14 protein-coding genes are annotated in these 12,273 nt (G+C 70.5%); 4 read left to right on the top strand and 10 right to left on the bottom strand.

From position 1 onward, the window contains the following. Position 1: 1 nt before the first annotated feature. Complete coding sequence (locus MLJ35_RS01425; protein ID WP_243382420.1) at positions 2-2,017, bottom strand: NADPH-dependent 2,4-dienoyl-CoA reductase; 2,016 nt, start codon at positions 2,015-2,017, stop codon at positions 2-4. 322 nt (positions 2,018-2,339) lie between these two features. Between MLJ35_RS01425 and MLJ35_RS01430 the strand changes: the two genes are divergently transcribed. Next, positions 2,340-3,161 (top strand): DUF4388 domain-containing protein, encoded by an 822-nt coding sequence (locus tag MLJ35_RS01430; protein ID WP_243319900.1) that lies wholly within the window; start codon positions 2,340-2,342, stop codon positions 3,159-3,161. 23 nt (positions 3,162-3,184) lie between these two features. Beyond that, complete coding sequence (locus tag MLJ35_RS01435) at positions 3,185-4,984, top strand: AMP-dependent synthetase/ligase (RefSeq protein ID WP_243382422.1); 1,800 nt, start codon at positions 3,185-3,187, stop codon at positions 4,982-4,984. Positions 4,985-4,996: 12 nt separating this feature from the next. On the opposite strand, the gene MLJ35_RS01440 is transcribed toward MLJ35_RS01435, so the two are convergent. From MLJ35_RS01440 to MLJ35_RS01450, 3 genes are all read right to left on the bottom strand, one after another. Then, positions 4,997-5,401, bottom strand: coding sequence for a VOC family protein (locus MLJ35_RS01440; protein WP_243382424.1), 405 nt, complete (start codon positions 5,399-5,401; stop codon positions 4,997-4,999). Between the two features lie 104 nt (positions 5,402-5,505). Beyond that, on the bottom strand, positions 5,506-6,105 hold the full coding sequence (locus tag MLJ35_RS01445; protein WP_243382426.1) for a hypothetical protein: 600 nt from the start codon (positions 6,103-6,105) through the stop codon (positions 5,506-5,508). Between the two features lie 78 nt (positions 6,106-6,183). Continuing rightward, positions 6,184-6,861, bottom strand: coding sequence for a CGNR zinc finger domain-containing protein (locus MLJ35_RS01450; RefSeq protein WP_243382428.1), 678 nt, complete (start codon positions 6,859-6,861; stop codon positions 6,184-6,186). An 85-nt stretch (positions 6,862-6,946) separates the two neighbouring features. On the opposite strand from MLJ35_RS01450, the gene MLJ35_RS01455 reads away from it, so the two are divergent. Further along, positions 6,947-7,447, top strand: a complete 501-nt coding sequence (locus tag MLJ35_RS01455) for a DinB family protein (RefSeq protein ID WP_243382430.1) — start codon at positions 6,947-6,949, stop codon at positions 7,445-7,447. Next, positions 7,444-8,421 (top strand): PP2C family protein-serine/threonine phosphatase, encoded by a 978-nt coding sequence (locus MLJ35_RS01460; protein WP_243382432.1) that lies wholly within the window; start codon positions 7,444-7,446, stop codon positions 8,419-8,421. The genes MLJ35_RS01455 and MLJ35_RS01460 overlap by 4 nt, the downstream gene beginning before the upstream one ends. A 4-nt stretch (positions 8,422-8,425) precedes the next feature. On the opposite strand, the gene MLJ35_RS01465 is transcribed toward MLJ35_RS01460, so the two are convergent. The 6 genes from MLJ35_RS01465 to MLJ35_RS01490 form a co-directional block, all read right to left on the bottom strand. Further along, positions 8,426-8,674, bottom strand: coding sequence for a DUF4342 domain-containing protein (locus tag MLJ35_RS01465; protein WP_243319916.1), 249 nt, complete (start codon positions 8,672-8,674; stop codon positions 8,426-8,428). 10 nt (positions 8,675-8,684) lie between these two features. Then, complete coding sequence (locus MLJ35_RS01470) at positions 8,685-9,326, bottom strand: sensor domain-containing protein (RefSeq protein ID WP_243382434.1); 642 nt, start codon at positions 9,324-9,326, stop codon at positions 8,685-8,687. 104 nt (positions 9,327-9,430) lie between these two features. After that, on the bottom strand, positions 9,431-9,790 hold the full coding sequence (locus tag MLJ35_RS01475) for a YciI family protein (RefSeq protein ID WP_243319918.1): 360 nt from the start codon (positions 9,788-9,790) through the stop codon (positions 9,431-9,433). Between the two features lie 43 nt (positions 9,791-9,833). After that, positions 9,834-11,066: an RNA polymerase sigma factor gene (locus MLJ35_RS01480; protein WP_275976336.1), complete on the bottom strand. Its 1,233-nt coding sequence runs from the start codon at positions 11,064-11,066 to the stop codon at positions 9,834-9,836. Between the two features lie 116 nt (positions 11,067-11,182). After that, on the bottom strand, positions 11,183-11,656 hold the full coding sequence (locus MLJ35_RS01485; protein WP_243382437.1) for a VOC family protein: 474 nt from the start codon (positions 11,654-11,656) through the stop codon (positions 11,183-11,185). Then, a complete protein-coding gene (locus tag MLJ35_RS01490) occupies positions 11,653-12,267 on the bottom strand; it encodes a dihydrofolate reductase family protein (RefSeq protein WP_243382439.1) in 615 nt (204 codons plus the stop codon). The genes MLJ35_RS01485 and MLJ35_RS01490 overlap by 4 nt, the downstream gene beginning before the upstream one ends. Positions 12,268-12,273 lie beyond the last annotated feature (6 nt).

Here is a 12,273-nt window from a genome sequence, read left to right on the forward strand (position 1 = left end):
ATCAAATCTTCGCCGCCAGTTCCGCGCCCTGCCGGATGGCGCGCTGGGCGTCCAGCTCGGCTGCGAGGTCGGCGCCGCCGATGAGGTGCACGGAGACGCCGCGCTCGGTGAGGGGCGTGGCGAGGCTGCGCTCGGAGACCTGGCCCGCGCAGAGGATCACGCTGTCCACGGCCAGGCACCTGGAGCCGGCGTCCTTCCCGTCGCGGATCCAGAGGCCCTCGTCGTCGACGCGCTCGTAGTGGATGCCGCCCATCATCTTCACCTTCATGGCCTTGAGGCCGGCCCGGTGGGCCCAACCCGTGGTCTTGCCCAAGCCGGCCCCCATGCGGTCCGTCTTGCGCTGGAGCAGGTACACGGTGCGGGCCGGCAGGGGCGGCTGGGGGGCCGGAAGCAGGCCGCCCCGGTGGGCGTGGGCGCCGTCCACGCCCCATTCCGCGAGGTAGCGGGCGCGGTCCGGGCCGTGGTCGGCGTGCACCAGGAACTCCGCCACGTCGAAGCCGATGCCGCCGGCACCGATGATGGCGACGGTCTGTCCAGCCACCTTCCGGCCCGAGAGCAGGTCCGGGTAGCTGATGACCTTGAGATGGTCCACGCCGGGGAAATCCGGCGTGCGGGGCAGGACGCCGGTGGCCAGGACGACCTCCTCGAAGTCCGCCAGCTGATCCACGGTGGCCCGCTCGCCCAGGCGCAGGGTGACGCCCGCGGTGGCTAGGCGGCGGCCGAAGTAGCGGAGCATCTCGTAGAACTCCTCCTTCCCCGGCACACGCTTGGCGTAGTTGACCTGGCCGCCCAGCTCGGTCTGGGCCTCGAAGAGGGTGACCACGTGCCCTCGCTCGGCCGCGTGGCAGGCGAAGCTCATGCCCGCCGCGCCGCCGCCGACCACCGCGATTCGGCGGGGAGCGTAGGCGGGCTCGAAGACCAGCTCGGTCTCGTAGCAGGCCCGGGGGTTCACCAGGCAGGTGGCGCGCTTCTGCTCGAAGACATGATCCAGGCAGGCCTGGTTGCAGGCGATGCAGGTGGCGATGTCCAGGGCGCGGTCCTCGGCGGCCTTCTTCACGAATTCGGCGTCCGCCAGCAGGGGACGGGCCATGCTCACCATGTCCGCGCAGCCCTCCGCCAGGACCTCCTCGGCCACCTCCGGCGTGTTGATGCGGTTGGTGGTGACCAGCGGGATCGACACTTCGCCCTTGAGCTTCTTCGTCACCCAGGCGTAGGCGCCGCGGGGCACCATGGGGCCGATGGTGGGCACCCGGGCCTCGTGCCAGCCGATGCCCGTGTTGAGGATCGTGGCGCCCGCGGCCTCGATGGCCTTGGCGAGCTGGACCACTTCCTCCCAGGTGCTGCCGTCAGGCACCAGGTCGAGCATGGACAGGCGGAAGATCACGATGAAGTCGGGGCCCACGGCGGCGCGCACCGCCTTCACCACCTCCACGGGGAAGCGCATGCGGTTCTCGTAGCTGCCGCCCCAGGCGTCCGTGCGGCGGTTGGTGCGGGCGGCGATGAACTCGTTGATGAGGTAGCCCTCGCTGCCCATGATCTCCACGCCGTCGTAGCCGGCCTTCCTGGCGAGGGCCGCGCAGCGGGCATAGTCGCGGATGGTGGCTCGGATGCCGCGCGGGGAGAGCGCCCGGGGCTTGAAGGGGGTGATGGGGCTCTTGAGGGCCGAAGGCGCCACGCTGAGGGGATGGTAGCTGTAGCGCCCGCCGTGGAGGATCTGGAGGGCGATCTTGCCGCCGGCCTCGTGGACGGCGGTGGTCACCTGGCGATGCTTTCCCACCTGCCAGGGCCAGGAGAGCTGCGAGCCGAAGGGTGAGAGCCGACCGCGCAGGTTGGGCGCGATGCCGCCCGTGACGATGAGGCCAACGCCGCCGCGGGCGCGCTCCGCGTAGAAGGCCGCCAGCTTGGCGAAGCCGCCCTTGGCCTCCTCCAGGTTGGTGTGCATGGAGCCCATCAGCACGCGGTTGCGCAGCGTCGTGAAGCCCAGGTCGAGGGGGGCCAGCAGGTGGGGGTACGGCATGGAGGCTCCGGTGGGTGATGCCAGTGTACGGTGCCCGGGAGATCCGCGATGCCGGGATGAATGCCTCGCGTCGCTACGGGCCATCGGCCCAGGCCGGGTTTTCCCTGGGCGCGTGCCACCGGCGCTGGCTCTTGCATGGGCCGATTTTCCGCATCTTGACCTTGTCCACGCGGGGCCTTCCAATGATGGACCACTCAACCCGTCGATCCTCCTTGATTGGTAAGTCCCCGGCCATGCCCTACTCATCGCTCCATGCCTTCCCCCGCAGCACCCCTTCCGCCGGGGCGGCGGGAATCCGCGCTTTCACGGCCCCGGAGCGCCCATGAGCAACCTCCGGGGCCTCCTCGAGAGCATCAGCATCACGGACGTGGTGCAGCTGCTCCATCTGAACAAGAAGACCGGCCAGCTGCTCATGCAGAACGGCCGCTTCCAGGGCGTGATGTACGTGAGCGGCGGCGCGGTGGTCCACGCGGAAACCTCGCGCTCCACCGGCGAATCCGCCGCCTTCGAGCTGCTGGCCTGGGAGCGGGGCGAGTTCGAGTTCCAGGCGGTGCCGGTCAAGCCCGTGGGCAGCATCCGGCGGAGCGTGCCGGACCTGCTCATGGAATCGGCCCGCACCCTGGACACCCGCCGCCGCCTGGGGGCCTACTTCCCTTCCCTGGACGCGGTGCCCTGGACCTTCCTTCCGGAGCCGGCCCTCACCGCGGGCCTGAAGCTCACCCCGGAGGCCCTCAAGGCCATCGCGCACTTCGACGGCTACCAGGACTTCCACCAGGTGATGGCCTCCACCCAGCTGAACGAGACGGCGGTGCTGGAGGCGGCCTTCGCGCTGCTGGAGGCCGAGCGCCTGCAGGTCTTCGAGCCTGCCGTCCCCCTGGCGGTAGAGGCGATGAAGACGGGGCTGTTCAAGAAGGGCGACCATGTGGCGCTGGGCGTCATCCACGAATCCCGCTGGCGGGGCCTCCAGCCCTACAGCCATGGCTTCATCACCCAGGTGCGGATCCAGTGGCGGGGCGGCGTGGCCCACGAGGCGGCGCGCTTCGTGCCCGGCCTGGCCGACGGCGTGATCTCGGTGCCTGAGCCCCTGCTCAAGAGCTGGGGTCTCGGCCCCACCGAATCGGTGGTGGTGCGGCCCGCGCCCTGACGATCTTCTTCCGGAGCAAGACCATGGTCCAAACCATCGCCGATCTGTTCTACCAGGCCTGTTCCTTCCAGTCGCCGGATGCCCTGGCCTACCGGAAGGGCGGCGGCTACGTGCCGATCTCCCACCAGGACCTGCAGGCCCGGGTGGAGCGCCTGGCCCTGGCCCTGGAGTCCCGCGGCCTCAAGGCGGGCGAGCCCGTGGCCCTGATCTGCGAGAACCGCCCGGAGTGGGCCGTCGTGGACTACGCCTGCGCCATCTCCGGCCTGCCCACCGTGCCGGTCTATCCCACCCTGAACGCCCCACAGAGCGCCTTCATCCTCAAGCACTCCGAGGCGCGCATCGTCTTCTGCTCCACGGCGGACCAGGCGCGGAAGGCCCTGACCGCGCAGGGGCCTGGTTCCGCCCTGCAGTGGGTGGTGCAGATGGACGGCATTCCCGCCGATTCCAGCGTGATCCCCTTCTCCACCCTCATGGCCGAGGGCGAGGGCCTGGAGGCCCGCCGCGCCGAAGTGCGGGCCTGGGCCAAGGAGCGGAAGGCGGACGATCTGCTGACCATCATCTACACGTCCGGCACCACGGGCGATCCCAAGGGCGCCATGCTCACCCACGGGAACCTGGTGTCCAACGTGGAGCGCACGCTCCAGCTGCTGCAGCTCAAGAAGGGGGATCGCTGCCTCTCCTTCCTGCCCCTCTCGCACATTCTCGAGCGCATGGCGGGGCACTACTCCACCTTCCGCATCGGCGCCAGCATCTACTACGCGGAGAGCATCGCCACCGTGGCCGATGACCTCCAGGCCACCAAGCCCACCATCATCATCAGCGTGCCCCGCATCTACGAGAAGATCTACGCCCGGGTGCGCGAGAACGTGGCCTCCAGCAGCCTCGTGAAGCGCTTCATCTTCCACTGGGCCATGTGGGCGGGCGACATGTCCGTGCCCTACCTGTACGAGAAGCAGAACATCCCCATCTGGATCCAGTTCCAGCTCTGGTGGAGCCGCCACCTGGTCTTCCACAAGATCCTGGCCCGAACCGGCGGGAACATCCGCTTCGCCATCAGCGGCGGCGCGCCGCTGGCGCCCAAGGTCATGGCCTTCTTCTGGGCCGTGGGCCTGCCCATCACCGAAGGCTATGGCCTCACGGAGACGAGCCCCGTGGTCTCCTTCAACCGCTTCGGCGAGGTGGTTCCCGGCAAGGTGGGGCGCCCCATCTACGACGCCTGGGACGGCAAGCCCTACGTGAAGATCGCGGAGGACGGCGAGATCCTCGTCAAGGGCCCGAACGTGATGAAGGGCTACTGGAAGAACCCGGAGGGCACCGCGGAGGCCTTCGACGCGGACGGCTACTTCCGCACCGGCGACATCGGCGAGCTGAGCCCTCGCGGCCTCCTCAAGATCACGGACCGCAAGAAGGAGATCATCGTCACCAGCGGCGGCAAGAAGGTGGCGCCCCAGCCCATCGAGGAGCTGCTCAAGACGGACAAGTTCATCACCCAGGCGGTCCTGCTGGGCGACAAGCGGAACTACATCTCCGCCCTGCTCATCCCCAACTTCGACAGCCTGCACCGCTGGGCCCACCAGAAGAAGATCCGCTTCTCCAACAACCGCGACCTGGTGGCCCGCCCGGAGGTGCACGAGCTGATGATGGAGCGGGTGGAGTCGGTCAACCAGCACCTCTCCAACTTCGAGCGGGTCAAGAAGGTGGCCATCCTCGACCACGAGCTGAGCCTGGAGAGCGGTCAACTCACCCCCAGCCTCAAGGTCAAGCGCCGGGTGGTGAACGAGATGTACGCCACCCTCATCGAGTCGCTCTACAAGGGCGCCTGACCCCGCCCGCGCTCAATCCGCCGAGGGTCCCTTCAGCTCGATCACGTTGCCCTCCGGGTCCCGGAGGTAGACGGAGGGGCCGGTGCCCTCGGCCCCGTAGTTGTCGTGGACCTCGCTCAGTTCTAGACCCTGGTCGGCGAAGTGCGCCCGCAGGGCGGCTTCGTCGAAGGGCTCGATGCGCAGGCAGAAGTGGTCCTGGTTGCGCCCCTCCGCGCCCGGCGCCGCCCCTCCGGACGCGCCCAGCTTCCCGCCCACGGAGATCAGGTCGAGCATGGAGCGTCCGGCCCGGAGGTGGACGAGCCCCAGGTCGGGCACTCGCCGGTCGAGCTCCAGGCCGATCACCCGCGTGTAGAAGTCGGTCATGGCTTCCAGGTCGGTGACGCGGAGGACCAGGTGGTCGAGGGCGAGGATGCGCATGGCCAAAATGTCTCCGGCCCAATCATAGCCGGGGCGCCTCCGGCCCCAGCATAACGGCGCAGGCCCGGCGGGTGCGCCGCCGGGCCTGTCCGACTCGGGTGCGATCAGAACCGGATGCCGGCGTAGATGCCGATCTGGCTCTTGGGGGCGAGGCTCTTCAGCAGTTCGGCGGTGCCCGAGAAGTCGTTGCTCTTGGAGCTGAGGGGGAAGGCCGCCTCGATGCCGATGAAGGGCTTCACCAGCGGCGTGGGGAAGGCGTACCCGGCGTTCACGCGCGCCCACACGCGGTTGTAGGTGGTGCTGTCCCCGCCGGACTCCTTCAGGGACTCGGAGCGGAACTCCAGGCCCGCGCCCACGGCGATGACGGCCTTGAAGTTGAACATGGCCCCGGCGGACCAGTGGCTCTGCTTCAACTCCCCCTCTCCCATGGGCGTGCCGGCCAGGGTGGCCTTGAGGGTCGACTTGGATTCCGGCTGGTAGCCGGCGGTGAGCTGGAGCAGGACGGGACCGAAGTCCACCACCGAGTAGCCGAAGCGGGCGCCGACGACGGTCTTGTTGTCCGCCTCCACCTTCAGCGTGGTGCCGGGCGCCACGTCCATGTGGGGGGAGGGATACTGCTGCTGCCCGACGAAGAGCCCCACCTCGAAGGACTGGGCCGCGAGGGGGGCGCCGAGGAGCAGGGCGAGCGCGAGGGTCTTCTTCATGGGATCTCCTGATGGAAAAGGGGAAGGCGGCCCATCCTTCCATCGCGCTGCCCGGAAATCAAGAAGATTGAAGTGTCATCAATCGAGGCCGCCCTCGGGCCCCGGTTTTGGCTTCCGGGTCCGATGGTAGTGGCGGCGGGCCTTCTCCCGGTTGCCGCAGCTGGTCATCGAGCACCAGCGCCGGGAGCGGCCGCGGCTGAGGTCCAGGAACAGCCAGGTGCACTGGGAGCCTCCGCACTCCCGGACCGGGGCCGGCTTCTCCGCGGTCAGCAGGTCCGCCGCGGCCCGGGCGATGGGCCAGAGGGGGGCCGTGAGGTGCCGTTCCATCTCCCGCCAGCGCCAGGCCGGAGTGGCCGCGTCGTCGGCGAGGCAGAGGTGGGGCAGGGCTTCCCGGAGGGCCCGGTTCAGGGCGGCCAGGTCCCCGGGGGGCACCCCCCGCCCATGGGCCCGGGCCGAGAAGAGGCCGTACAGGGCCTCCCGGAGAGCCCGGGCGGCCTGGAGGGCGGCCTCGGCGGCGGCTGGGTCCGCCAGGGCCTGGGTGGCCAGGGCTTCCGCCACATCGGCGGTCAGCAGCTCCGCCTGCCGGGCGAAGGCCAGGAGCCGCGGGTAGGACCCCAGGTCGTCGGTCTCGGGGCGGCCCCGGTCCCCCCAGGTGTTCGCGAAATCCAGGCTGAGGTCACCTCCGGAGAGCTCGAAGGGGGCGGACGGGGCCAGCTCGGGGGCCAGATTAGGGGCCAGGTTGAGGGAAGGTTCCATGGGAGAAGGCTAACCTGCCTTGGATGCTTGACAGGTTAAAAGATCGGTCCATATTAACCTGCATCAAGCACCAAGGAGGTTAGTCATGTCCGAGACCTGCGACACGGCCCCCACCCGCTTGGCGGACCAGCTGGAGCGTGCCTTCCGGGGGGGCGCCTGGCATGGCCCCGCGGTGATGGAGCTGCTGGCCGGCGTCGATGCGGCCCGCGCCCGTTGGCGGCCGGGGCCCTCCGCCCATTCCATCGCCGAGCTCGCGGGACACCTGGCCTACTGGATGGAGGACGCCCGGCGCCAGATTCTCGGCGAGACTCGCTCCTCCCCGGAGGCCGGCGGGGACTGGGAAGCCGCGGCCCCCGGCTCCGACGCCGCCTGGCAGGCCCTCTGCCAGACCCTGGAGGCGGCGCACTGCGGCCTGCGGGACGCGGTGCGCCCCCTGGAGGAGACCCGCCTGGACGAGGCCAGGCCGGGCTCAGACACCACGCTCCGGGGGCTCCTCCTGGGCACCCTGCAGCACAACGCCTACCATGCGGGCCAGATCGGTCTCCTCCGCAAGCTGTCGGAGGCGGCCCTGGGGAAGCTGCCGTGACGCCCCTGGAAGCGCGGACCCTCGAGCGGCTCAGCGCCCGGCGGGACCACCTGGCCCGCCTGACCGCCTCCCGGAACGAGCATCGGTGGGTGGACCTGATGCGGCGGGTGGACGCGGCCATCGGCGCCCTGGAAGTGGGGACCTGGGGCTTTTGCGCGGTCTGCCACGACCCCATGAGCGCCGAGCGCCTGGCCGAGGATCCCCTGGTCCGGGTCTGCCTGGAATGCCTGTCGGAAGCCGAGCGCCGGGGCCTGGAGCGGGATCTCCAGGCCGCGGGGAAGGTGCAGCGCACGCTCCTGCCGCCCCCGCGCCTGGTCCAGGCCGGGTGGGAGGTGGCCTACCACTGGGAGCCCCGCGGCGTGGTCTCCGGCGACCATGTGGACCTCATCCCGCCCGCCGCGCCCGGCTCCCCCCTCCACCTGGTGCTGGGGGACGTGTCGGGGAAGGGCGTGGCGGCGGCCCTGCTCCAGTCCCACCTGCACGCCCTTTTCCGGGCCCTGGTGCCCACGGGACAACCGCTTCCGGACCTGTTCAAGCGGGCCAACGAGCTCTTCGCCGAGGCCACCTCCTCGGTCAGCTACGCGACCCTGGCCGCCCTGAGGCTGGAAGCGGACGGGCGCTTCTCCATCGCCAACGCGGGGCATCCCCGGCCGCTGCTGGCGGACGGCCGCGGCGTGCGGCCCCTCGAAGGGGGCGGCCTGCCGCTGGGGCTGTTCGGCGATTCGGTCTACACCGAGCGGGAGCTGGCGCTGGCTCCGGGCCAGACCCTGCTGCTCTACACGGACGGGTGGACCGAGGCCGCCCGGGGGGACCGCGAGTTCGGCATCGGGCGGGCGGCGGCCTCCCTGCGCCGGGGCGCCGGCCTTCCCCTCCCCGACCTGCTGACGGCCTGCCGGGCGGACCTGGAGCGCTACCTGGGAGATGCCCCCCGGGGCGACGACCTCACCCTGGTGGCGGTGCGGCGGGTGGCCTGATCTTTCAGTCCGCCTCGGTCTTCTCGATCACGATCACCATGCGGGTGACCACGGCGGCCAGGGCGCCCACGGCGGCGAACACCGGCAGCAGGGCCGCGCCCACCACGCCCACCGTGAGGGGGATCTCGATGAGGGTCTTCCCCTCCTCGTTCTTCAGGGTGATCCGCCGGATGTTGCCCTGGTGGATGAGCTCCTTGATCTTGTCGAGGATCTTGCCGCCCTCGAGCTTGAATTCCTCGGTTCGCGTGGCCATGGGATCTCCTTCAGGGCCGGACCAGCAGGTGCCGGGCCAGCCAGATCTGGAAGCGGCCCAGCAGCAGGGCCAGGTGGAGGGTGAGGGGCAGCAGGGCCAGGCCCGCCAGGCCGCAGAGGGCCACCGCCAGGCCGGGGTGGGCGGAGATCCAGACCACCCCGCCCACATCGCCGGTGAAGCTGCCGCCCACCTGCAGCAGGCGCAGCACCGGCACGGCCAGGAGGGCCAGGCTCGTGGTCAGCAGGGTGACGAGCAGCGTGACGTAGGCGATGCCCAGGGGCATGAGCAGCACGAAGTAGAGCAGGCTGGTCCAGGTGCGGGGGTCGCCCACCAGGGCCTTCGTGCGGGCCAGCCAGCCTTCACCCGCCGGCAGCAGGGCCGGCGCCTCGGGGGCTCCGCCGCCCACGAGCGCCCCGAGAAGGCCCAGCTCCGCCACGGAGAGCAGGCGGGCGCCGGCCAGGAAAGCCACCGCCACCGGGACGCCGATGATGAGGATGGCCAGCCCCAGGCTCAGGGACAGCCCCGTCACCGCGTAGGTGAAGGCCAGGATGCCCGTGACCAGGGAGAGCAGCAGGTAGAGCACGGTGGTGTAGGCCTGGCGCGTGGCCAGGACCTCGAAGAAACCAGGGTGGGGAGGGGACTGCAAGGGCATGGGATCTCCCGGGGTGCTTCCAATCTAGGGAGCGTTCCCCCTTGCCGGGGAGCGAACCGGCGAACCGCGGGTCCGGGCCGGCGAAGGGCCGGTGATCGCGGCCGTCAGGCGCCTTCGTAGCAGGGCCCGGTCTCGCGCACTTCGACGGTGGCCCACTCGGCGGCGGGGCAGGCCAGGGCGATGGCCACGGCCTCCTCCCGGGTCTGGCAGGTGAGGTAGAAGAAGCCGCCGACCATCTCCTTGGACTCGGCAAAGGGCCCGTCGAGCAGGGATGGCCTCCCGTTCCGCACCTCCACGCGAACCCCTTCGTGATCGGAGTGGAGCGAACTGGTGAGCTTGAGCAGGCCCCGGCCCTGGAGGTCCTCGGCAAACCGCAGCATCCGGTCGTAGACGGCGCGGCCCGCCTCCTCGCCGCGGGCGGCGCGTTGTCCCCGGGGTTCCATGATCAGCAGCATGTAGGGCATCGAAGGCTCCTGGTGGGTTGGGTCCGGGATCCGGGCCGGGGGGTCACGCGCCGCCGCAGGCCGCCGCCCGCTCGAGCAGGAAGCCGCGTTCCCGGGCGTTGCGGGTGAGCGCGGCGGCCTGCTCGAAGGCTGCCTTCGCCTCCTCCGCGCGGCCGAGCTTGGCGAGCAGATCTCCGCGCACGCTCGGGAGCAGGTGGTAGCCCTTGAGCGAAGGCTCGGCGGCCAGCGCCTCCACGGCCTCGAGCCCGGCGGCGGGGCCGAAGGCCATGCCGAGGGCCACGGCGCGGTTGAGTTCCACCACGGGAGAGGGGGCGACATGGGCGAGCTCGCCATAGAGGGCGGCGATGCGCGCCCAGTCCGTGTCAGCGGCCGCGCGGGCGCGCGCGTGGCAGCCGGCGATAGCCGCCTGCAGCGTGAAGGGCCCTGGGGGCCCGCCCGCCTCCACGGACTGGGCCAGCGCCAGCTCCAGGGCGGCCAGGCCGCGCCGGATGAGGAGCTGGTCCCACCGCCCGCGGTCCTGATCGAGCAGGAGGATGGGCTCGCCGCCGGGCCCCACGCGCGCCCGCAGCCGGGAGGCCTGGATCTCCAGGAGGGCGACCAGGCCGTGGACCTCCGGCTCCTGCGGGACCAGCCCCGCCAGGATGCGGCCGAGCCGCAGGGCCTCCTCGCAGAGCCCGGGGCGGATCCAGTCCTCGCCGGCGGTGGCGGAGTAGCCCTCGTTGAAGATGAGGTAGATCACGTCCAGCACCGAGGCCAGGCGGTCGCGGAGCTCGGCCCCGCGGGGCCCCCCGAAGGGGACCCGCGCCTCGGTCAGGGTCCGCTTGGCCCGGACGATGCGCTGCGCGATGGTGGGTTCCGGCACGAGGAAGGCGCGGGCGATCTCCCCGGTCGTCAGGCCCCCCAGCAGCCGCAGGGTGAGCGCGGTCCTGGCCTCGGGCGAGAGGCGCGGATGGCAGGCGATGAACATGAGCCGCAGCAGGTCGTCCCCGATAGGATCATCCAGCTCGGCGTCGAAGGCCTCCATGGCGGTCTCCTGCTCGGCCTCGAGCTCCCGGCCCAGGGCCTCATGCTTCCGCTCCATCAGCTTGATCCGCCGCAGCCGGTCGATGGCCCGGCGCTTGGCCGTGGCCATGAGCCAGGCCCCGGGATTCTCCGGGACCCCGGTCCCGGGCCACTGCTCCAGGGCGGCGACGAGGGCATCCTGGGCGAGCTCCTCCGCCAGGTCCAGGTCGCGCACCATCCGCAGGAGCCCTCCGATGAGCCGCGCGGATTCCATCCGCCAGACGGCGTCGATGGCTCGATGGGCGTCGGATGTCGTCACATGGGAATCAGACCAGCTTCACCGGCGGGCCGCAACCTCCGGGTCCGGCTCCGCCCGCCGGAAGGTGGCGATCAACCTCGGATCGCCGCCTCAATGGCAGCGATGTCGATCTTCCTCATGGGCATCATGGCCTCGAAGGCGCGCTTGGCGACCTGGCCGCCCCTGGCCATCGCCTCGGTCAGGATGCGGGGCGTGATCTGCCAGCTGATGCCCCACTTGTCCTTGCACCAGCCGCATTGGCTCTCCTGGCCGCCGTTTCCGACGATCGCGTTCCAGTACCGGTCCGTCTCCTCCTGGTCTTCCGTCGTGATCTGGAACGAGAAGGCCTCGCTGTGCTTGAACTGGGGCCCCCCGTTCAACCCGATGCACGGGATCCCGGCGACGACGAACTCCACGACCAGGGTGTCGCCGGCTTTTCCGTCTGGATAGTCGGAAGGGGCCTTGTGGATGGCGCCGAGGCGGCTTTGCGGGAAGGTCTCGGCGTAGAAGCGCGCCGCCTCTTCCGCGTCGCGCTCGAACCACAGGCAGATCGTGCTCTTGCTCATCGGGAAGCCTCCTTTGAGTCGTGACGGACGGGGTCGGTCCTCAAGGGCCCGGCGGCCCGGTACGTCGTGAAGATGAGGCCGGACGGGAATGCATTCGTGCTGGCAAGCTCGAACGAACGGGGCGGGGTTCCCTCCGCGAAGAAGCGCTTCCCCGTGCCCAGCAGGACCGGATAGACCACCAGCAGGACTTCGTCCGCGAGCCCATGCTCGAGCAGCGTCGAGGTCAGCGTGGAGCTGCCCGAGAGGATGAGATCCCGGCCGTCCTGCGCCTTGACGCGGCGGATGTCCCCGACGACGTCCGGCCCAAGGCCCTCGAACGGGCCCCATTCCAGGCTCTCCGGACGGTGGGTCGCGACGAATTTGGTGGCCGCATTGAGGCCGTCGGCCATCGGGCTGCTCGGCGCCTTGGGCCAGTAGCCCGACCAGATGTCATAGGTGCGGCGGCCCAGCAGCAGGTCGAAGCTCCCGCCATACGCCGCCAGCATGGCATCCCGGCCCGCGGGTGACCGGTACGGCACGGTCCAGTCGCCGTAGCGGAAACCGTCGTCATCGGCGGAATGCTGGATCACGCCGTCCAGCGAGATGTGTTCGATGATCTTGAGCCTTCTCATGGGAGC

Origin of the sequence: Geothrix alkalitolerans, from assembly GCF_022808885.1 — a bacterium.
GTDB classification, from domain to species: domain Bacteria; phylum Acidobacteriota; class Holophagae; order Holophagales; family Holophagaceae; genus Geothrix; species Geothrix alkalitolerans.